This is a genomic window from Bacteroides sp. AM37-9 (assembly GCF_003603455.1).
GTDB classification, from domain to species: domain Bacteria; phylum Bacteroidota; class Bacteroidia; order Bacteroidales; family Bacteroidaceae; genus Bacteroides; species Bacteroides xylanisolvens.
Window position 1 is genome coordinate 22,092 of the sequence record NZ_QTNF01000043.1, and the last position, 22,556, is coordinate 44,647.

The following is a 22,556-nucleotide window of genomic DNA, read 5'->3' on the forward strand; positions in this document are numbered from 1 at the left end:
GCATTGGATAACATTTATTTTAGAAACGAGAACCGGCACCACCGCCTCCGCCCATTCCTCCGCCAAAGCTGCCTCCACCGAAACCGCCTCCGCCTCCGAAACCACCTCTGCCTCCGCCAAAACCACCAATGAACGGACCGCCTCCGCCACCGCCCCGGTGATGGTAATCATTGTCATAACTTTGCTGGCGACGTATGATGGTATGTCCGCAGTTTCTACATGTATAGGTGACATCTTCGGTCTTCACTCCATTAATCCGGGATACGACTCTGCTTCCGCTTCTCTGCAATTGATGTTTACCACAATTTGGACAGCGACTTTGTTTGCGTGCTGAAAAGAAAGCAAGACCTCCGCCAATGGCGATAAAACAAAGGATGGCAAGAATAAAATCAAAAGAACCACCACTGTTAGAATCGGAGAGAGCATCATTTTCCATCGAGCCGTCGAGCCGCTGACAAGTCGCTTTTATACCAGCCACCATTCCTGCATCCCAATTCCCATCTTTGAGGTAAGGAATCATATATCTTGTTTGAATCCTTTTGCAGATAGCATCAGGAAGTACTCCTTCCAGACCATAACCGGTATAGAACTGTATACAGCGTTGATCGGTGACTAATAAAATGACTAATCCATTGTTTTTGCCTTTTTTTCCTACACCCCATTTATTAAGCAGCTGATGACAGAAGTCGAAACAATCTTCTTCTCCGATTGAGGGAACTACGGCAACCATTGTTTCAATTCCTGTTTGTTGTTCCAAGGCATAAAGCATGGAGTCTATACTGTCACAAGCAGCCTGTGAAAGTATGCCGGCCGGGTTGCAAACATATTGCATTTTGTTTTGCAGGTGAACTTTCGGAAGGTTGTCTACCGTATATACTTTCTCTTGAGCTTGTAGTGGGAACAGAAGAAAAGTTGCTAGTATAAAAGTTAATATTGATTTCATAACGCTTGTTTTATCTTTGCAAATATAGAAACTTTTTCTGTTATGAATCTAAAACTCCTTGTTATAATAGGTTTAATGGATGTATCGTCCGACGAATGCACGGACTCGGTCGGTGTACTCCTGTTTATTCTCTTGGTATGAAACGGCATGAGCGGCTCCCGGCACAATCCATAGTTCCTTGGGCTCCGGTTTGGCTTCGTAAAGCGGGTATACCATCCAGGTAGGCACATACGTGTCTTTGTCCCCGTGGATAAATAACATTGGAAGTTGTGATTTGGCTACCTGTTTCAGTGAAGAAGCTTCTTTGAAATTCCATCCATATTTCTTTTCACAAAGCCAGCTTGTGGTGTACATGAGTGGAAAAGGAGGAAGATGGAAACTTGTTTTCAACTCGTGTGAGAATTCGTCCCATACACTGGTGTAACCGCAATCTTCTACAAAGCATTTGACAAATGGCTTTTGTTCCTCACCAGATACCATCATGGTGGTGGCACCTCCCATTGAAATTCCGTGTACAACCATTTGCGTGCTGTCTCCAAAGATTTCATTAGCGATGTTCATCCATTGCAATACATCTAGACGGTCTTTCCAGCCCATTTGAATGGCAGGACCTTCACTTTCTCCCTGATGTTGCAGGTCGGGGAGTAATATATTATATCCTAAATCACGATTATACAGATAACCGATCATAAACATGCGGATAGCATTATCTGTATATCCGTGTACAATGACTGCGGTCTTGCTGGTGGGTTGGGGAGCAGCCACATAATAAGCATGCAGTTGTATTCCGTGCGGGTTAATAATGAAAGTGTCTTTCAGTGCATCCACTTGTTTCAGACTATCCACCCATGGACGCAAGAAAGGGTAGTTTTTATACATAAAAGGATAAGAGTCAGCATCTTTAGACAAAATTTTGCCATTCGGAGTCAATGAGAAGTTTAACATATAAAAACTTCCTCCGATGGTGCAGCCGGTCAATGCCAGCATGATAATAATGATGCTATATACTACTTTTCTCCTCATAAAAACTTCTTTTAACCCTTATTTATGCCATATCTCCCAGGCGGCAAATGCCTGAAGCAGGAGCATTTCCAGACCGTTTTTCACAACAGCCCCTTGCGCTTCTCCTTTTTTCATGAACAGCGTAACGTTCGGATTATATAACAAATCGTAGAGCAAATGGTTTGGTGTCAGAAGTTCATAAGGGATATTAGGGCAGAAATCTACCTTAGGAAACATTCCTACGGGGGTACTATTGACAATGACTGTGTATTCTGCCATAATTTCGGGAGTCAGTTCTTCATAAGTCAGCATATCGTCGGCTTTGTGGGTGCGCGATACGAAGATGCTTTCGATACCTAGATTCTTCAGACCGTGGTAGACAGCTTTGGAAGCTCCGCCGGTACCCAAAATCAGCGCTTTCTTGTGATGAGGCTGCAACAAGGGCTGGATAGATTGAGTGAATCCAATGATATCGGAGTTGTAACCCACCAATTTGACTTTTCCTTTTGGCTGGCGAATGATTTTAATTACATTGACTGCGCCTATCTTTGCGGTGTCACGATCGAGTTCATCCAGAAAAGGAATCACTTGTTCTTTGTAAGGGATGGTGACATTGAGCCCGCACAGGTTGGGATTCTCTTCGATCACTTCCATGAAGTTATTGATACTGGGAATCTCGAAATTCACATACTCTGCATTGATTCCTTCGGATTTGAACTTCTCATTAAAGTATCCGATAGAAAATGAATGTCGCAGAGGATAGCCGATTAAACCATATTTTTCCATAATATAATAAGGGTTAAATTAATCATTCACAATGAATTGCTATTTTGTTGCGGTATAAAGAGTGCAGATGCCAAAGGTCAGCCGTTTGAAGTTGACTTCGCTAAATCCGGCTCGGGCGATGACTCCTTTCATCACTTCCCCTTGAGGAAATACTTTGATGGTATCCGGCAGATAGCGGTAGGCACTGTTATCTTTGGAGAGCAGTTTGCCCAATAATGGAATGACGACTTTTGAGTAGATGGAAAACAATTGTTTCATCGGGAAACGGTCCGGAGTGGTAAGTTCCAAAATCACAAGATGACCGCCCGGTTTCAATACACGGCACATTTCGGAGAGTCCTTTGTCGAGGTCTTCGAAATTGCGGATACCGAAAGCTACGGTGATGGCGTCAAAATCATTGTCGGCAAAAGAGAGTGAAGTACAGTCCTCCCGGGCAAAAGAGATCTTGTCCGATAGTCCTTCCTTTTTTACTTTTTCACGTCCCACATTCATCATGCCTTCCGAGATGTCCGTCCCGATCAGTTCGGCAGGTTGCAGTTTACGACAGGCGAGGATAGCAAAATCTCCTGTGCCGGTAGCTACATCCATCATACGCTGCGGTTGGAAAGGGCGTAACCAGGCAATCGCTTTTTTGCGCCAGCTGCGGTCGATACCTAGAGATAAGGTATGGTTCAGCTTATCGTATGCATGCGCGATGTTGTCGAACATTCGTTCCACTTGCTCGGTCTTTTTCCCTTCTTCGTCGTAAGGCTTGATATGTTGTTGTGGGTAGTCCATTCTTTTTAATTGATAGTTGATAAATGATAGTTAGAAGATGATAGTTGATAAATGATAGTTGGCGGATAATAATTAAGGTTGAAGTTATATGCGATGAATTGCATACGAACTGTCATTCATTATCTGTCAACTATCATTTATTATCTGTCATTTGTTGACTATCAACGATTCAAGAACGTTTCAACGTTTTTGAATATACGTTCAGCGATGTTGGTGGTATCTTCTTTCACAAATTTCTCACCGGTGATGTTTTCGAACAATTCGATGTAACGGTCACTGATGCTTTGTACGATAGCCGGAGTCATTTCAGGCACTTTCTGACCGTCTTTGCCCTGGAAACCGTTTTCCATCAACCATTCGCGAACGAACTCTTTAGAAAGTTGTTTCTGTGGTTCGCCTTTTTCGAAACGTTCCTGGTAACCTTCAGCATAGAAATAACGGCTTGAATCTGGAGTGTGGATTTCGTCCATCAGGTAGATAGTACCGTTGTGCTTGCCGAATTCGTATTTTGTATCTACGAGAATCAGTCCGCGTTCTGCTGCGATTTCAGTACCGCGTTTGAAAAGGGCTAATGTATATTTTTCGAGGATTTCATACTCTTCCGGAGTAGCCAATCCCTGTTTCAGGATTTCTTCTTTAGAGATGTCTTCGTCGTGCAATCCCATTTCTGCTTTCGTAGTCGGAGTGACGATCGGTTCGGGGAATTTTTGGTTTTCGCGCATTCCGTCCGGCAATTTTACGCCGCAAATCTCGCGTACACCGCTTTTGTAAGCCCGCCATGCGCTACCGCACAGGTAACCACGTACAATCATTTCCACTGGAAAACCTTCACACAACACACCCACTGTTACCATTGGGTCCGGAGTAGCCAGTTTCCAGTTCGGACAGATGTCAGTAGTGGCATCGAGGAATTTAGCTGCAATCTGGTTCAGCATTTGTCCTTTGTAAGGAATACCTTCAGGTAGTACTACGTCAAAGGCCGAAATACGGTCGGTTGCTACCATGACGAGTTTTTCGCCGTTGATGTTGTACACATCGCGCACTTTTCCGTGGTACACACTTTTCTGTCCCGGAAAGTTGAAATCTGTTTTTGTTAATGCTTTCATAATGATATATATATTAAAATTATGCTTCTTTCTTTAATTTCACCACGGAGGACACGGAGGACACGGAGTACACAGAGTCTTCATTGAGATATTTGGATTAAATCCTCTGTGTACTCTGTGTCCTCTGTGGTGAACCGTTCCGTTCGGCTTTCGCTTCTTTATCGAACTTTTCGTAAGCATCCACGATACGTTCCACCAGTTTATGGCGTACGATATCTTTCTTATTCAGTTCAACAAAACTGATCCCTTTCACTCCCTTCAAGATGCGGAGGGCTTGCACCAATCCCGATGTTTGTGAAGCGGGAAGGTCAATCTGTGTCATGTCTCCCGTCACAATCATTTTGGTGTTCATACCCATACGGGTGAGGAACATTTTGATTTGTTGTGCGGTAGTATTCTGGGCTTCGTCCAATATAACGACTGCATCATTTAGCGTACGTCCGCGCATAAAGGCTAACGGGGCAATTTGGATAATGTTCAATTCCATGTATTCCTTTAACTTGGCGGCAGGTATCATATCCTGCAAGGCGTCATATAAAGGTTGTAGGTATGGATCGATCTTATCTTTCATGTCGCCGGGCAGGAAACCGAGTTTTTCTCCGGCTTCTACGGCGGGGCGGCTAAGAATGATTTTTTTGATTTCTTTGTTTTTCAATGCACGCACGGCAAGGGCGATAGCAGTGTATGTTTTTCCCGAACCTGCCGGACCGATGGCGAATACCATATCATTTTTGGCGAATCCTTCTACCAGTTTCAACTGGTTTTCGCTTCGGGGGATGATAGGCTTGCCCGTGACGCTGAACACAATCACGTTTCCTGTCTGTTCCGCTTGCGGAGCATTTCCTTTTATAATGTCAATGATAACTTCTTCTTTCAGTGAATTATATTCGGCGCAGTACTTTTCAAGTTTGGTGATATTTTCTTCGAAGGCACACATTTCCTCCTCGTCGCCCAGCACTTTGATGACATTGCCTCGGGCAACTATGCGTAGCTTTGGATATAAAGCTTTAATTAACTGTATGTTGGCGTTGTTTACACCGTAAAAAATAACCGGATCAATGTCCTCAAGAACAATCAGCTTCTCTATCATTAAGTTGTATTAAAGAAAAATTTCTGCAAATTTAATCAAACGTTTTGGATTCTCTGATTGTTTGGAGGTGAATTTTACTGCAAATCTTCTACTATCCACTTTTCGATGTTTCTTGTTTCATTACTGAAATTAATGCCTATTTTAAATATTTGTCGCTTGTCGGCAGCAAATGCTTGTGCATAATGTTTGTCATTGATTTGTTGCAGAGCTTCTTCGGCGGTTCCCTCCAGTTTGAATTCCATCACATAGATGAAATGCTCGGTTTGCAGGACGAGGTCAATGCGTCCTTGTGAGGTATGATACTCTGCTTTTACATAGAATCCAATGAGTTTAAATACGATGAAGAGTACATTTTGATAATGTAGTTCCAAATCGCGTACCAATTCGTAAGGTGTATCGGCAAAGAAACTTTGCAGGCGGCGGAAAAAGGCATCATAATCACCTTGTTCCACTTCATCGACAAACTGCCGTATTTGGAAAGGAGATTCGATTACATCTATATTGGTATAGAACGGAAGGAGGTATTTTACAAAACCTTCTTCTACTTCCCGATTGGGAAATCCCAGTCGATAAATCCCAAAGCGATTGTCGAATCCTTTGATCGTAAGATATCCACTTTGATAGATAACCGGAATAGGATTTCGGGACGTCGAATCAATGCTGTTCAGTACATCTGCATCCGTTTCTTCATGGGTGATACGTTGGAGATTATAATTGGATTTCTTTAGTAATTCTACCAAATAAGTCGGGGTGCCGGTTTCAAACCAGTAACTACCGAATTTCATTTTATAGAATGTATTGAGCAAACTGAATGGGTTGTATATTCCTATGGAATTTTCTACGAAATGATAACCATCATAACATTCTTTCAGTTCGGAGCATACCTCCTCATAAGTCATTTTCTGTTTATCTGCCAAGATATGCAGGTCTTCTTCCATGATATCGTGGATTTCTTTTTCTGTGATTCCGCAGAGTTCCACGTACTGTTCGTCCATAGAAATATCTATCAGGTTGTTCAGGTCGCTGAATACACTGACTTTACCGAACTTGGTGACACCTGTCAAGAAAGCAAATTTGATATGACCGTCCATAGTTTTCAATACACTATAGAAAGCCTTCATCGTATTGCGGAATTTTCGCTGAAGTGGTTCGTTGCCTATTGCCTGTAACATCGGTTTGTCGTATTCGTCAATAAGGATAACGACGCGTTGTCCGGCTTGCTTGTTGGCCCGTTCGATGATGCCCCGGAAACGCAACGCAAAGGTTGTTTCTGAAGGAGCGGTGCCATACAATCGTTCCCACTTTCCCAATGTGAAGTTTAAGATACTTTCCAGACTTTCCAATGTATCATATTTTTCGGTGTTAAGATCCATGTGGAGAATGGGATATTTGATCCATTCTTTCTCCAGTTCCTCTATGGCTAAATTCGTAAAGAGTTCCTTTTTCCCTGAAAAATAAGCTTCAAGGGTGGATATCAACAGGCTCTTCCCAAAGCGGCGCGGGCGGCTAAGAAAATAGTAACGGCCGGTTTTTACTAATTGGTAAATGAGTCTGGTTTTATCTACATAGAGATAACCATCGTTACGGAGACTTTCAAAATTCTGTATGCCGATAGGATATAGCTTGCTCATAATCTGATTCTTTTAGCGTTGGATTCATACAAAGATAGCTGTTTTCCATCTTAACGCAAAATTTACCTTGAAGGTTTTATGATATGCTGGTCAAAGATTTTGAAAAAGGGTATTTATCGGGCGGTGATATGGAAACAACCTTGCTTCAATTCATATTTGATGTAGCATTTTTCAGCTTGTCGCAGGTCTCTTAAAACCTCGGACAAGACAAGTTTCAGTGTGTCGGCACTTACATCCTGTAACGGTCTTCCATCCTTGTCTTCTACCTTTTTGAAACGTTTCCAACTGACGTCAAAGGTGGCTCCAAAGCAGTGTGCCGAGTTGGCGGAAGCATTTCCGTTGCGACGGCGGAGGCGTTTCACATCGTTTTCGGTACGCAATACGGAAGTGATGATTACCTGATTCGGATTCAAGCCTTTTGCAGCCAATGAATCGAGAAAGTTGGAACCGATTGTATCGAGCAGTGCACTGGCACGCGGTACGAGATAGGGGATAGAGTGCGTCAATGAATCTACTACATAAAACTCATTGTCAGTAATATGAGTTAGCTTTTCTTTCATATCTTCTGCTGCTTCCCGGTCTGCCAATGGACGAATCCCTATCTTTTTGGCTACTTCCAGATGTGCGTCATTCAAATCAGGGAAAGAACGTTTATAGCTGACGACGCCACGAATATTGCGTGGCTCATTCAGTTTCAGCGACATGTCTTTCTTTTTGCAGCCCGAAGTAAGCGTTGTAAGCCCAATAACTAGTAAAAATAGCGGTAATATGCGAAGCTTATAAATAGTCATTTTATATTTTTTGCTCGCAAATATACGCTATTTTTTTATACGTTCTATGCTTTGCTTTATTTTCTGGCTCATACTTTGGGGCTATTCCAAAATATTCTCTGGTATTTCAGGATAGGTATTTAATATACCTATTATGGTATAATCTGTATTGTCAATTGTTGTTTTTAGTGTGGGTACTATTGTATGTTCACTTCTGGAAAGAGCTTTTTCTACAAGTTCTTTCCAATCTACACCTAGAAATTTTGATATAAGATTTAGAACGGCATTTGCACTCGTAACTCCATCGTATAGTTCAAATCTTAATTTGTGAGGGGTGGGAGGAACTGTTGCATCGCTGAAATTTCCTTGTTCGTCAGATGCATAGTTTAGTGTTAAATAAGGTATGGCGTATGTAGGAGACGAGTTGCCGGAACCGCTTTCTAACTTGGTGAAAAAATCGTATGTTCCTTTTGCTATTGGAATACGAGATATTTCGTCTCTAGACTCAATATAACGGAAAAAATAGCAATCTTTAGCTTCATTGTTAATAAGATAAACTACAGTGCCATTAGAAAGTGCCGGATGATTACTTTTTTTTATAGCGTATGCCAAATAACTGTCTGTAATTTTAATTCTTAAATCAACCGTTTCGTTGGTGATATTATCTTTTACTTTCACCTTTGTTTCTCCTTTCTTTTTGGGGGTGATCCTTAAGCTTCCCATTCCTATCGAACTGGATAAATCTACATCTATATTTAAAATGTCAGTTTTTTCTACAGTTACGGTGTAGTCCCTGTTTCCACCTGTGATGGTGATATTGGTTGTTCCTAACAAAGGTCGTTCGTAATACTCTTTTTCGAAGGATAAAGAATATATCTTTTTTTCATCGTTATTTCCACAGCTAAAAAAGATAATTGTATAGAGAAATGACAGTAGTGCTCCAAGTAAATGTTTTGTCTTCATGATTATTCTGTTTTATAGTTTTGCAGGAGAGATATAATCTTATAAGTTCCTGTGTTGATGTTGGAGACAAATATAAAGATTTTATCAATATGTTGAAGTAAATAGTATATTTATTTCCTGTCCTCCAGCTATTTTTATACATTTGTAGCGGTTTATAAAAAATAGGCCACTTTCCCACTAAACATAACACACATGAAAACAGATTTCGATTACAATTCTATGCCCGTTAGCTTCGCTCATTGCTTGAATGGACATTGTTTGCGTGCGGACAAATGTCTGCGACGACAAGTAACTCTCCGAATGCCGAAAGAGCGGGCTGCTGTAATGGTTATTAATCCCGAACATGTCACCTCCGATGGTGAAGACTGTACTTACTTTATTGATGAAAAGCCGGTGTTGTTTGCACGGGGAATGAAACATTTGCTGGACCGGGTGCCGCTTGCTGATGCCACCGTTATCAAGCGACAGATGATAGCCTACTTCGGCAAAACGATCTATTATCGTTGTTGCAATAAAGAACGGTTGATTAAGCCAAAGGAACAAAAGTATATACAAGAACTTTTTCGAAAGAGGGGAGTTACAGAAACGCCTCAATATGATGAATATATCGAATACTATGATCTTGGGTAAGTATATCCGTTAGTCCCGGTAGTTCCATATATTGTGGGAAAGTATTCTCTTATATTATGGGAATTTATTCCCGCAAAATGAGGGAATAAATTCTCTCCAGCTAGGGAATCTTTTCCCACAATATGTGGGACTACCGGGGTCTGTAATACCCTGATAATAGTTGACTACCTTTTTTCTTATCTTCGGGTTGGGTTGACATTTATTATGTAGGTATTATATAGCAGTTCCGGTATGAGAAATGCATGATGAAAGTATGAGAAATACCGGTTTTTTGTGACATTTCAGGCAAAATACTATGAGAAACACCTTTTTGAAAAGTATTTCTCATAGTGTTATTGCTTTGAATTACAGATGATTATCCTATAAAGTATGAGAATATGAGAAATGATTTCGCAAAATCATTTCTAGTGCCCTAAGCGGAGCTGACCGAAATAGGCGACATTCCGGGATTATTGTAACTGTATACAAAGAATGAGCGATATGGCTTCACGACTTATTACATATTTTGTGTAACACATTTTATGTAACATAAAGAACGTAATAAATCCGGAATATTCAAAGAAGATTTATTCGAGTTATATTATAAAAAACAAACGCTGATGAGAACAAGTAATCATTCTTTTCTCATCAGCGTATATTATGTCGGATCACAACTATTTCTTATCTTTTTTCTCGTCAGCTTTTGTTGCAGGCTTTTCTTCCGTTTTGCTTTCCGGATTGATAATACCTTTTACTGTTTCACCGATAGGCAATTTATCCAATACACCGAGACTTGGAGCTACTGTTTTCACCAATGTGTTCAGGAAGTTGCTTGTACCTCCGTTTCCTCCGTCGAAAACAGTGATATTTCCTAAGTTCATGTGTTCGAACGCCTTTACCTGTTCGCCGGCGATTTCCTTCCACTGGTCTACCATCTTATATTGGATAGCGATAGCCGGATTCGATTCAGCCGCTCTTACCATTGCTTCGAAACCTTCCGCTTCCGCAAGTAATGATTTCTTCTTACCTTCCGCTTCGGCTTCCAGTTTCAATTGGATAGCTTTTGCTTCCGCTTCGGCTTGTGCCAAAGTAGCTTTTGCACGGGCTTCCGCTTCGCGGGTAATCTTTTCAGCGATGGCATTTGCCTGAAGGATAGCTTCCTGTCTGGCGATTTCCGCAGGAACAATCTTTTCAGCCTTCAATGAAGATTCCACTTTTCGTGCCTTAGCTTCTTCCACTTCTTTTTGCGCAATTTCGCGTGCAGTCTGTACGGCAGCTTCCGATTTTGCGGCAGCTTCACCAGCTTGCTTGTCGGCATTGGCTTGTGTTACAGCTAGTTCTGCATTGGAAAGAGCCACCTCTTTCTGTGCGTCATTTCGTCCGATGGCAGCTTTCTTGGCAGCTTCTGCCTGTTTGATTTCCATATCCGAGTTTAGTTCGGCAACACGGCTTTCCTTTTCAGTATTTGCCTGCTCGATACGGATGTTCTTTTCAGCTTCAGCCTTTGCTACTTGCGATTCTTTTTCCGCATTGGCGATGGCTACTTGCGAGATTCTGTCCTTATCCGCATTTGCAACAGAGATTTCCTGTTGTTTCTTCGTTTCTGCAATAGCGATATCCTGGTCTTTGCGGGTTTCCGCAACTTTAGTTTCGCGTTCTTTAATCTGATTGGCAATTTTGATAGCACCCAGCTTTTCCTGTTCTTCGATGTTAGCCTGTGCTTCGTTCAGTGCTTTACTTTCAGCTTCCTTACCTAAGTTGACAATGTAGTTGGCAGCGTCGCGAATATCACTGATGTTGATGTTCATCAGATACAAACCGAATTTGCGAAGTTCGGTATCGATGTTATCTTTCACTTTAGCCAGGAACTTATCACGGTCTGAATTTAATTCTTCGATAGTCATATCGGCGATCACCATACGCATCTGACCGTACACAACATCAGTAATTAAGTTCTGCTTGTCATCCATCGTTAAGCCCAGCATACGTTCAGCAGCATTTTGCATCACTTCAGGATCGGTGCTGATAGCTACAGTGATTGTAGTCGGCACATCTACACGAATGTTTTGAGCGGATAGCGCGCCGGTCAGTTTACATTCGATTTGCATTGGTTTCATGGAAAGGAATTCGTATCCTTGGATAATCGGCCATACAAAAGCAGCTCCACCATGATATAGCTTTGCCGATTTCTTATCCCCTCCCGTTTTACCATATACAACGAGGACTTCATCACTCTTACATTTACGGTAACGCGAAAGGATACCAATAAAAGTGAGTAGGATGACTGCCACTAATATAGCAGCCATGATTAACATTTCTTGTGTCATAAAATTGTGTATTTGAATAATTATTGAATGAATAGTGTTCCGTCTTTGTAACTGGTGATAATCGTTCTGTCGCCAGTCTGATATGTTTTTCCGGATTCGGAGATGACGTCTACTTCGCGCATGGCTCCGTCCCGGGTGGTCTGTACAGTATATTTGCTGTCGCTTTGTTTGAAATAGATCACACATTCCCGTCCCACAAGCTGATCGGTTTGCTCGTTGTGGTTCACTTGTTGCAGTTGGTATGCTTTTTTATAGAGGAACCAGACGGCAAAAACAAAGAAAAGACCTACTAGAATACCAATGACGTAACTTTGCATTTCCGTGTTTCCTGCCAGATACATGTACCAGCCGAATCCAATTCCGAAATGGGTAAGTCCTTTAAAAGAAACTACACTACTGATATCAGCATCCATGTCTACATCTGCATCTATATCTCCGAAAAAGATGGATAATACGAATTGGATAAGAAAGATGCCTGTCGTGACGAGGGCGATGATGAGGAAAATGGTACTACTCATAATTGTGGGGTATTAGTAAATCATGATTATTTTGTCCTGTAAATATACAGGTTTATGTGAATTATACAAAGATAAATGAGATAAAATGATTAATTTTGCGCGCGAAAACCCTAAAATGAGGAATTAGCGTGCAAAGGTATTTTATTTATTTGGCTTACGACGGGACCAACTATCATGGTTGGCAAATTCAACCGAATGGGATTAGTGTGCAGGAATGCCTGATGAAAGCATTGTCTACCTTTCTGCGTCGCGAAATAGAAATAATAGGAGCGGGCCGTACGGACGCCGGAGTGCATGCTTCTCTGATGATCGCTCATTTTGACTTCGATGAGCCGTTGGATGAAATATCAGTTGCCGATAAATTAAACCGTTTGTTACCTCCGGACATTTCCGTTTACCGGGTTTGCCGTGTCAATCCGGATGCGCATGCCCGCTTTGATGCGACTGCGCGAACTTACAAGTATTATGTAACGACATCGAAATATCCTTTTAACCGGCAATATCGTTGGCGAGTTTATAATCAGTTGGATTATGCACTTATGAACGAAGCTGCACGTACCCTTTTCGAGTATACTGACTTTACGAGCTTCAGCAAACTTCATACGGATGTAAAGACCAATATCTGCCATATCACTCATGCCGAATGGACGCAGGAAGATGATGCTACTTGGGTGTTTACCATCCGTGCCGACCGTTTCCTGCGAAATATGGTGCGAGCTATCGTAGGTACGCTGATTGAAGTGGGACGAGGGAAACTTACTGTTGAAGGCTTCCGGCGGGTTATCGAACAACAAGACCGTTGCAAAGCCGGAACATCTGCTCCGGGGCAAGCCCTGTTTCTGGTAAATGTGGAATATCCCGAAAGTATATTTGAATAATAAATAATAAATATTCTCATGTGGTTATTATTAGCATTTCTCTCGGCTACTTTGCTGGGTTTTTATGATGTATTCAAGAAGAAATCGTTGAAAGATAATGCGGTACTTCCCGTTTTGTTTCTAAATACATTTTTTTCCAGTCTCATCTTTCTGCCATTTATCTTGATATCCGTATATAAACCGGACTTGTTGGGAGGAACGATATTTAATGTTCCCGTTGTTGGCTGGGAACAGCATAAATATATCATCATCAAGTCGTTCATCGTGTTGTCTTCGTGGATATTCGGATATTTCGGAATGAAACATCTGCCTTTAACCATAGTAGGACCTATCAACGCCACCCGTCCGGTGATGGTGCTTGTGGGAGCGATGCTGGTATTTGGCGAACGGTTGAATCTCTATCAATGGATCGGGGTAATGCTGGCCATTGTTTCTTTCTTTATGTTAAGTCGTTCGGGGAAGAAAGAAGGAATTGATTTTAAGCATAACAAATGGATATTCTTTATCGTGCTGGCTGCCATTACAGGTGCTATCAGCGGATTGTATGATAAATATCTGATGAAATCTCTGAATCCGATGCTGGTACAATCCTGGTATAATGTTTATCAAGTGTTTATTATGTGTCCTATTCTGTTATTGCTTTGGTGGCCTAAAAGAAAGTCTACCACCCCGTTTCGCTGGGACTGGACGATTATCCTGATTTCTATCTTCCTATCGGCTGCCGATTTCGTTTACTTTTACGCATTGAGCTATGACGATTCCATGATTTCCATTGTTTCGATGGTCCGTCGGGGAAGTGTAGTAGTCTCTTTCACTTTCGGTGCACTTCTCTTCCGTGAAAAGAATTTAAAAAGCAAAGCGATTGACCTTATACTGGTGTTAATCGGAATGATATTCTTATATTTGGGGTCTAAAAATTAAAACAGTTACACAAAATCTGTTTGTCGCAGGTTAAATAAGATAGATATGAAAATAAATAAACTTGTAATCACTATATTCTTTTCTGCTGTCGGACTCTTTGCTTCGACCGCTCTTTGGGCACAAGAAGCCAAAACGCTGTTTGTGAATATGCCGGATTCTCTAAGCCCGTTACTAACCAAAGTAAACCGGGAAGATTGTATTGACTTTCTGGAAAGTAAGATGAAAGCGCAAGTAGAGAATCGTTTCGGCAAGAAGTCGGAGATGACTGATCTAAGTAAAGATTATATCCGTATGCAGATGTCTTCTCAATCTACCTGGCAAATGAAAGTGTTGGCTTTGAATGACTCGACGAATGTGATCTGTACAGTCTCTACAGCTTGTGCACCTGCCTGCGACAGCAGCATCCGTTTCTATACAGATGACTGGAAACCGCTTACAGCATCTCTCTTTATTACCCTTCCTGTGATGGGCGACTTTTTGAATACGCCGGATTCAGCAGGTGTTTATGAGTTTGACGAAGCACGCCGTTCGGCAGATATATTATTGATGAAAGCTGATTTTAATAAAGAAAATACAGAATTGACTGTTACATTAGCTACTCCCGACTATATGTCAAAGGAGACGGCAGAGAAACTGAAACCATTTCTCCGTCGTCCTATTGTCTATTATTGGAAGACTGGAGCATTTGTTAAATTGAAAACAGAGGATTAAAAATTGAGAAATAGGGATTATTCAATAATATCCCTGATTAAAGATTTCAAAAAAAGGGGCTGGCTAACAAGTCTCTCATTAATCATTTCACCCGCGCTACAGATAGTTATAGCGCGGGTGATTTTCAATATTTAAAGCTCGCTAGACAGTTCCTTATATTTTTAATTTTGAGAATATCTCAAAATAGCTGCACCACAGCGTAGCTTATTTTTCAATTTAACAAGCATTCGTTGATAAATGCGATCATTTCCGGTGTGTTGGCTTCCACACTTTGAAGCAGTTTGAATTGTGCTTTAGTACGAACCAAATTATGCTCCGGATATTTGATTTTATAATAAGTATCTCCATTGATATAGTCTGCCAAGAACCGTACACACTGCATGTATGGGAATAAAGCGGCTGCATAAGGGAGATTCTCTATCTCAATTGGAGTCAGGAATGATTTGGCTCCTTTCAGATAGCCTTTGGTAAACGCTTTGAATATTTCCATATTGAAGTTTACACGATCAAGGTCTTTATCATCCTCATCACCCGTGTTGGCGCCTGTACGAAGGAAATCGCCATAATCGGAGAAGACAAAGCTGGGCATTACCGTATCCAGGTCGATGACACAAAGCACTTTGCCATCCTCGTCGAACATCATGTTATTCACTTTCGTATCGCAGTGGCAAACACGTTTGGGGAGTTTTCCTTCACGATATAAACGTTCTGCTTTACACATTTCATCTGCACGCTTCTCTATTTCGTCCAGATAGTATTTCACTTCCGATACCCGTCCGGCAGCATCTTTCGCAACAGCTTCACGCAATTGTTTGAGGCGGAACTCCATATTGTGGAAGTCAGGTATGGTTTCACCCAATGTTTCCGGAATATCGGCCAGCATAGCCTGGAAGTTACCAAAAGCTTCTCCAGCATAATTTGAATATTCGGGATTCACCGTCTCATACGTTTTGGCGCGTGGGATGAATACCATCACACGCCAGTAGCTATCACCGTCGAACCAATATGCTTTACCCTCTTCTGTTTCGAGGAAACTCAAAACCTTGCGCTCTATATCCGATTCTCCTGCCTCCGTTAGTTTCTTGCGAATATGATTGGTGACAGCGGTAATATTGGATTGAAGCATCTCTACATTCTGAAAAATGGCATGATTGATGCGTTGCAAAACGTAGTCGGGAGCATCTGCTTCTTTGGTGTTTACTTTGTAAGTGTCGTTAATAAGTCCTGTACCCAAAGGTTTGATTTCTTCTATCGTACCTTGGACTTTAAAATTAGCTACAATGCTAGATAAATCTTTCATGGGTTTTTTCTTTAAAAATTTATACTAAGGTTATCGATAATCGTATTTAGCCGCCTCGTTGGCCTGATTAGCCGAGCGAACAGGTACTAATGTGAATCCCCAATGGTAATCACGATTGGCAGGGATTTGGTGGAAAGGTTCCGGGCGTGCACCCCAACTGTCATATCCGCCTACACCTTGTTGCTTCATGTCCACACAAACCTCTACGAAATCTCTTGGAACGATGTCATTAACATGATGCATTCTCCGCAATACATTACGGGCGGCATTCTCATCATGATTGGCTACTTCTTCCGGGCTAAAGTTATTCCATTGGTAAGGGTGGGGCAGAGCCTCTTCAGAGTCAAAGTCTTCGATAGAGTTGCGCAAGGCATTGAAACCGATCGTACTGTCGGCTACTAAAACCAGGCCGTTTCCTTTGACGGGAGATAAAGCGATCCAACGGGTATCGGTGTGATGTCCGTTTTCCTGTGGACGTACATAGTTGAAGTACATTTTATCTGCTGTTGTCTTATATACGCCAACGAGGGTTCCATGATTACGGTCGATATAGTTCTCTTCCGGACCACGGCCAAAGTATTGTACATTGTTCATCTGTGCCGGCAAGCGGAAACGAACACCGATACGGGGAACTTCCAGTTTGGAAGCGGCCTTGCGGGCAGCGTCACTTCCGGGAGTAAACGTAGCCATGCGGGTAGCTTCAGAAACTTCAGTTTCTGTTGCCTGCATATCTGTTGACGTGAATTTGGCATTTACATTGACTACTCCGTTCGGATAGATTTTGTATGTGACAACATACAAGTTGCCGGCAGCCAATAAGTAGGTCACATGTAAGGAAACTACCTTATTCTCTGTTGTCATGGTTGCATCCGTTACGTGGAAGTTTTTGCTTGATTGCTTCCATACCTGTAAACGTTTAGGAGCGCCATTACCATAATCATTATCATTAGGAGCACGCCAGAAGTTAGGCTGAATACCAAATCCGTCTTTGAAATATTCTGTGCCGTCCACTTTATACGAGGTAACTAATCCGCTATTCTTGTTGAATACAAAATTCACTTTGGAAGAAGAAACGATTAGCTCATCTCCTTGAGTCGTTGTTTTCAGTGCCGGACCGTTTGCTTTATAAATAGCTTTCTCTGCCTGGATAGGAAGCTGGAACTGGTCGTATGCTATTTCATATCCTGTTGGAATCAACGGTTCAGGTTCTGTGGTTGTCACGCTGAAGTTTACAAAATATTCCACTCCCGGTTGGGCTTTCAAGCCGTTTACCGGTACGGTGAATTCTTTGGATGCCTGCGGAGCAATATCCAAAGATATTTTTCCACCTTTTATAGTCTTTCCGTTAGCGAGTACGTTATAGTGAATCTGATACTTTTTCAGATTGGTGAAATAGAAACGGTTGGTGATTTTGAATATACCGGCAGCGGCATCTACTGCCTCAAAGCCTACATTCTGATGTACATATTTCACTTCAGCCATTGCCGGATGCGGACCACGATCCGGATTGACAAGACCGTTGCAGAGGAAGTTGCCATCGCTCGGCGCGTCTACACCGAAGTCACCTCCGTAAGCCCAGTATTCTCTTCCATTCTCATCTTTCTGGAGAAGACCTTGGTCTACCCAGTCCCAGATATATCCACCCTGTAGGTTCGGATATTTGTAAATCGCCTGCCATTGTCCCCACAGGTTTCCGGTGGAGTTTCCCATTGCGTGCGCATATTCGGAAGGAGCTACAGGACGGTCGCTGCCGTTCTTTCCTGTATTTTCCAGCCAGTCGGCACCTGGATATTGCGGAACATACATATCGGAGTTCCATTCCCATTGAGCACGCTCATAGTTGACAGGGCGATTCATCAGCTCTTTGTCAGCCTCTTTCAGCCACAAGTAAGTCTGATAGAAATTATATCCGTTTCCGGCTTCATTTCCCAACGACCAGAAGGTGACGCTCGGATAGTTCTTGTTGCGTTCGAACATATTGATGGTACGGTCCATGTGTGGTTTCAGCCATTCGGGGTTGTTACCCAATGAACCGCCCTTTCGAAGATCGTAATACATTCCGTGGCTTTCGACATTGGCTTCATCGTACACATAAAGACCGTATTCATCGCAAAGTTCGTAGAAACGGCGGTCTTGCGGATAGTGGCAAAGGCGTACGCTGTTCAGGTTATGTTGCTTCATAAGCTCGAAGTCACGACGCATTAACTCTTCTGTTACATAATGACCTGTTGACGGGTTGTGTTCGTGGATATTTACCCCTTTCAGTTTTAGTGGCTGACCATTGATGAACAGGCAAACGTATGGTTTTCCGTTAGCAGCTTTTTGTTCGATAGGTTTGATTTCAATACGGCGGAATCCTACATTAAAAGGAATAATCTCATTTATTTTGCCATTCTCTTTGACGGTCATCAGCAGTTTGTACAGATTCGGATGTTCGGATGTCCATGTATTGACATCTGCCAGCTTCTGATCGAAAGAAAGTGTACGTACTTCGTCCGATGGGATATAGGCGGTCTTCTCTTCAGTAGAGATTACTTTTCCCTGTGCATCCAATAGCTCATAAACTAATGTGAGATTAGTTGCTGCCTTCTCGTGATTTCTCAAATCGACATTCAAGCTGAAGATTCCATTCTTGTAGCTGTCATCCAGGGTAGACTTCACCCGGAAATCTTTGAGGGCTGCTTTAGGTTGTGAATACAGATAAACATCGCGTTCAATACCGCTCATGCGCCAGAAATCCTGACATTCCAGATAGGAACCAGTGCTCCAGCGGAAGATTTTAACGGTAAGCACGTTCTTGCCGGGCTTCACATAGTTGTTAATAAGAAACTCTGCCGGATTTTTGGAGTCTTCGCTATATCCAACTTCTTGCCCGTTGATATATACATATACGCCGGACTTGGCTCCTGCCAGATGCAGGTAGATATCCCGTCCGTCCCAATCTGTCGGAATATCAATATCCCGACGGTAAACTCCCACCGGATTCGCTTCGGGAAGAGCCGGAGGTTGCGGATTGCGTGGCTTGAATTCATAACCATGATTGGTGTAGATGGCTATTCCGTGTCCTTGTACTTCCCAGTTACCGGGTACCTGAATATCATTCCACGAATCTGTATTCGTATTCGGGTCAGTAATGTTGTCGGGAAGCTTTTTATGAGAGTCTACAAAGTAGAATTTCCAGGTTCCGTTCAGCAAACGGTAATACTTGCTCCGTTCGAACTTGCCACTCAAGGCATCAGCGCGATTGTTGTATGTCATAAAAGAAGTGCGTGGATACTCTTTGTTGACTTCAACTACCTGCACATCCTGCCAATAGGGTTTCACGGCTTTTTCAGCCATTACATTAAATGTTGTCAGGGAAAATATTCCCATGAAAATGCCTGTTAATAAATTGGGGGTTGGTCGAAATTTCATGTTTCTCAATATTGGTTTTTCATTTCTTTTTTATTTTACTTTGATATGATCGAATCCTTCTCCATAAACTCCGATGACAGCACTTTGTGACACAAATGCATTCGGGTCTATATCTTTAATCAACCGGAAGATGATAGGCGATTCCCTCTTCTTGGCTAATACGAACATCATCTTTACTTCTCGTCCTGTATAAAAGCCGGTTGCATTGATAATCGTAACTCCCCGGTGTGGATATTCGTTGATATGCCGTCCTATTTCTTCATATTTATTGGATATGATAAAGAACTGTACGGATTGGCGGGCACTATTCACTACCTGGTCGAGAACGAAGCTACAAATATAAAGAGTAACAAACCCATATACCACTTTTTCCCAGTCTTTTAAGACAAAATAACTGGAAGAAATAATAATCATATCGCAGATGAGTACGACTCTTCCTAATGTGATGTCCCGGTATTTGTTGATGATGGCTGCGATAATATCCGTGCCTCCTGTGCTTCCGTTTGCCGAAAAAGCAACCCCTATACCACCTCCACAGAAGGATGCTCCAATGACACATGCCATAAAGGGCTGGTCGTGAAGGAGTCCGAAACCTGCTGTCAGCTTTTGAATGACGGACAGAAAGAAGGTGAGGGTAAATACTCCAAAAATAGTTTTAATGCAAAACTTCATCCCCAGCAATTTGAGGGCCAGTAGCAATAAAAAGAAGTTGATGCTGAAGTACGTATACTGTACGGGAAAACCCGTAGCCCAATATACAATAGAAGCAATACCCGGTACTCCCCCGGTAGTGATATCGTTCGGAAGTAGAAAAACGGTCCAACCGATGCCATACAAAATCATGCCGATGGCAATCATTACATAATCTCTGGCTTCACGGATAATGCTTTGCTTAGAAGGTTTTGGAATAGCTGTTTTCATAAAAGTGATTATGATAATCTATAAAATGTTCAAACACGAACCCATGAATAATCCGGCTTTGGGGGAGAAGCCGGATTGGTTCATTATGTTCGTGCTAAAAGGATATATTCAGTTTTATTTTGCAAAAGCGTGACGATAGCCTTGTACTTTATTCCATCCGCCACGAGTGAAATCGGGGACTTCTACCGGAGCAGAATTGTTTTCGATGGAAAGTCTGGTAAGTTCGGCCATGCAACACCACTCTGCCAGGTCATAAACGTCCATATCTAATGGTAATCCATTTTGCAGGCAATATGCCAGACGGTAGTCCATGATAAAGTCCATACCACCGTGGCCGCCTACTTTCTTGGCAGTTTCTTCCAACTCTATGTGAATCGGATCTTTATATTTGTCCATCAAGGCTTTCTTTACATTTTCGGATACAGAGCCATGTGCATTCAGATTTTCATGATTAGGCACATCTTTAGAATCAACTTGTGTAGGTCGCAGGCAATATTCTTCAATCGGATATTTGCTTGCATAGCCATCGGCTCCCACTATCTGGTACATGCGGCTGTATGGGCGGGGGGTCATTACATTGTGCTGGATCAGCATCGTTTTGCCATTTTCTGTGCGAATCAAGGTCGAAGTCTGGTCACCATTCTGGAAGTCGGTCACTTCTTCTCCTGTTTGTTTTTTAATGTAAGCCGGTCCGTTGACAGCTTTCGTATCCATAGATACCAATGTTTTCATACGGTCGCCACGGTGGATGTTAAGTACCTGACAAGCGGGACCCATACCGTGAGTCGCATATACGTCACCGCGATGCAGGTGATTATAATCCATTCGCCAGTTGTTCCAGTATTCAGGCCAGAAGTCTTCCAGGTTGTGGATATATGAACCTTCTACATGAAGCACTTCTCCGAATACGCCCTGTTGTGCCATATTTAAAGAAGTCAGTTCAAAGAAGTCATATACACAGTTTTCGAGCTGCATACAATGCTTGCGGGTCTTTTCAGAAGTGTTGATTAACTGCCAGATTTCATCCAATGTCATAGCGGCAGGAACTTCGATGGCTACATGCTTGCCATGTTCCATGGCATAGACGCCCATTGCAGCATGATGCTTCCAGTCTGTAGCTATGTATACAAGATCAATATCATCCCGTTCGCAAAGTTTTTTCCATGCATCTTCCTCTCCGCTGTAAGAAGCAGCAGCAGGGAGTCCGGCATTCTTCAAAATTTCTTGTGATTTTTCAACACGTTCGGGAAGCAGGTCGCATAACGCTACAATCTTAGTTCCCGGAATATGAGTCCAGCGTGCTACGGCGCCGGGACCACGCATTCCTAAGCCGATGAAACCGACACGTACGGTATCAATTTTAGGAGTAACGAGTTGGATTACATCTTCTTGTCCGGTAGGGCGGGCAGGAGTTTCTACTTTGATAGGAGTAAAGGCTTCCGGAGCCTTTGGTTGTTGAGTACAACTGGTGTGCCAAGTTAACAAAGCCAAGCCGATAGCAGTGGCTGTGAGTAGTTTCTTCATCATATTTTAAGTTTTTAATAGGGGTTATTCGCTGTTTTTCATTTACGTGTCAAAAATAGTAATTAATTAGCCAATTATTTATATTTATAACTGATATTTTCATCATAAACTTCTATTATGAGGTAGAAAATGATTCAAACTTTTTCTACCTGATTTTGTATAGTCTTGTGTATCGACAAATACATATAAAAGACAGGCCATTAGAAGGTCTTTCCTAAAAAGAAGTGGTCTTTTTAGAATTGCTTAACGTTTACTACTTTTGTTTTGATTAACTACATAAGCCGGTAATCCATTATAGTTCATTTCTGTACGGAAATGAGCTAAATGATAATTTTGCGGAGTGCCCTGAAAGGGCTTAATTATAT

The 22,556-nt window shown here is 42.1% G+C and carries 19 protein-coding genes; 4 read left to right on the plus strand and 15 right to left on the minus strand.

Annotation, left to right across the window (positions count from 1 at the left end):
* Positions 1–19: 19 nt before the first annotated feature.
* The 9 genes from DW862_RS22420 to DW862_RS22460 form a co-directional block, all read right to left on the minus strand.
* Positions 20–943: a YgcG family protein gene (locus DW862_RS22420; protein ID WP_120070510.1), complete on the minus strand. Its 924-nt coding sequence runs from the start codon at positions 941–943 to the stop codon at positions 20–22.
* Positions 944–1,015: 72 nt separating this feature from the next.
* Positions 1,016–1,966, minus strand: coding sequence for an alpha/beta hydrolase (locus tag DW862_RS22425; RefSeq protein ID WP_165861962.1), 951 nt, complete (start codon positions 1,964–1,966; stop codon positions 1,016–1,018).
* Positions 1,967–1,984: 18 nt separating this feature from the next.
* A complete protein-coding gene (locus tag DW862_RS22430; protein WP_008645474.1) occupies positions 1,985–2,731 on the minus strand; it encodes a shikimate dehydrogenase in 747 nt (248 codons plus the stop codon).
* Between the two features lie 39 nt (positions 2,732–2,770).
* Complete coding sequence (gene ubiE, locus DW862_RS22435) at positions 2,771–3,508, minus strand: bifunctional demethylmenaquinone methyltransferase/2-methoxy-6-polyprenyl-1,4-benzoquinol methylase UbiE (RefSeq protein ID WP_004315680.1); 738 nt, start codon at positions 3,506–3,508, stop codon at positions 2,771–2,773.
* Between the two features lie 161 nt (positions 3,509–3,669).
* The gene (locus DW862_RS22440; RefSeq protein WP_117809785.1) at positions 3,670–4,614 is read right to left on the minus strand and encodes a phosphoribosylaminoimidazolesuccinocarboxamide synthase; all 945 of its coding nucleotides are present in this window, start codon (positions 4,612–4,614) and stop codon (positions 3,670–3,672) included.
* Between the two features lie 97 nt (positions 4,615–4,711).
* Positions 4,712–5,704 (minus strand): PhoH family protein, encoded by a 993-nt coding sequence (locus DW862_RS22445; RefSeq protein WP_022199898.1) that lies wholly within the window; start codon positions 5,702–5,704, stop codon positions 4,712–4,714.
* A gap of 74 nt (positions 5,705–5,778) precedes the next feature.
* Entirely contained in the window at positions 5,779–7,338 is a 1,560-nt protein-coding gene (locus DW862_RS22450; RefSeq protein WP_120070513.1) for an ATP-binding protein, read from the minus strand.
* 110 nt (positions 7,339–7,448) lie between these two features.
* Complete coding sequence (locus tag DW862_RS22455; protein WP_008020814.1) at positions 7,449–8,126, minus strand: DUF5715 family protein; 678 nt, start codon at positions 8,124–8,126, stop codon at positions 7,449–7,451.
* Positions 8,127–8,207: 81 nt separating this feature from the next.
* Positions 8,208–9,068: a hypothetical protein gene (locus DW862_RS22460; protein WP_120070516.1), complete on the minus strand. Its 861-nt coding sequence runs from the start codon at positions 9,066–9,068 to the stop codon at positions 8,208–8,210.
* A 192-nt stretch (positions 9,069–9,260) separates the two neighbouring features.
* Between DW862_RS22460 and DW862_RS22465 the strand changes: the two genes are divergently transcribed.
* On the plus strand, positions 9,261–9,698 hold the full coding sequence (locus DW862_RS22465; RefSeq protein ID WP_008020821.1) for a DUF6078 family protein: 438 nt from the start codon (positions 9,261–9,263) through the stop codon (positions 9,696–9,698).
* A gap of 653 nt (positions 9,699–10,351) precedes the next feature.
* Here the strand turns inward: DW862_RS22465 and DW862_RS22470 are convergent.
* The gene (locus DW862_RS22470) at positions 10,352–12,004 is read right to left on the minus strand and encodes a flotillin family protein (protein WP_120070520.1); all 1,653 of its coding nucleotides are present in this window, start codon (positions 12,002–12,004) and stop codon (positions 10,352–10,354) included.
* Between the two features lie 20 nt (positions 12,005–12,024).
* On the minus strand, positions 12,025–12,522 hold the full coding sequence (locus DW862_RS22475) for a hypothetical protein (protein WP_120070524.1): 498 nt from the start codon (positions 12,520–12,522) through the stop codon (positions 12,025–12,027).
* A gap of 128 nt (positions 12,523–12,650) precedes the next feature.
* On the opposite strand from DW862_RS22475, the gene truA reads away from it, so the two are divergent.
* The 3 genes from truA to DW862_RS22490 are packed head-to-tail and all read left to right on the plus strand — an operon-like array spanning position 12,651 to position 15,032.
* Positions 12,651–13,400 carry a tRNA pseudouridine(38-40) synthase TruA gene (gene truA / locus DW862_RS22480; RefSeq protein WP_120070527.1) on the plus strand — a complete coding sequence of 250 codons (750 nt, stop codon included), beginning with the start codon at positions 12,651–12,653 and terminating at the stop codon, positions 13,398–13,400.
* 18 nt (positions 13,401–13,418) lie between these two features.
* Positions 13,419–14,321, plus strand: a complete 903-nt coding sequence (locus tag DW862_RS22485; protein WP_008020829.1) for a DMT family transporter — start codon at positions 13,419–13,421, stop codon at positions 14,319–14,321.
* A gap of 45 nt (positions 14,322–14,366) precedes the next feature.
* Positions 14,367–15,032 carry a DUF3256 family protein gene (locus DW862_RS22490; RefSeq protein WP_120070530.1) on the plus strand — a complete coding sequence of 222 codons (666 nt, stop codon included), beginning with the start codon at positions 14,367–14,369 and terminating at the stop codon, positions 15,030–15,032.
* A 211-nt stretch (positions 15,033–15,243) separates the two neighbouring features.
* On the opposite strand, the gene DW862_RS22495 is transcribed toward DW862_RS22490, so the two are convergent.
* The 4 genes from DW862_RS22495 to DW862_RS22510 all read right to left on the minus strand — a co-directional run bounded on the left by DW862_RS22495 (position 15,244) and on the right by DW862_RS22510 (position 22,191).
* A complete protein-coding gene (locus DW862_RS22495) occupies positions 15,244–16,332 on the minus strand; it encodes a phosphotransferase enzyme family protein (RefSeq protein WP_120070533.1) in 1,089 nt (362 codons plus the stop codon).
* Between the two features lie 30 nt (positions 16,333–16,362).
* Positions 16,363–19,704, minus strand: a complete 3,342-nt coding sequence (locus tag DW862_RS22500; RefSeq protein WP_165861964.1) for a glycoside hydrolase family 2 TIM barrel-domain containing protein — start codon at positions 19,702–19,704, stop codon at positions 16,363–16,365.
* 72 nt (positions 19,705–19,776) lie between these two features.
* Positions 19,777–20,667: a YitT family protein gene (locus DW862_RS22505; RefSeq protein WP_004312663.1), complete on the minus strand. Its 891-nt coding sequence runs from the start codon at positions 20,665–20,667 to the stop codon at positions 19,777–19,779.
* A 114-nt stretch (positions 20,668–20,781) separates the two neighbouring features.
* Positions 20,782–22,191, minus strand: a complete 1,410-nt coding sequence (locus DW862_RS22510; protein WP_120070540.1) for a Gfo/Idh/MocA family protein — start codon at positions 22,189–22,191, stop codon at positions 20,782–20,784.
* Positions 22,192–22,556 lie beyond the last annotated feature (365 nt).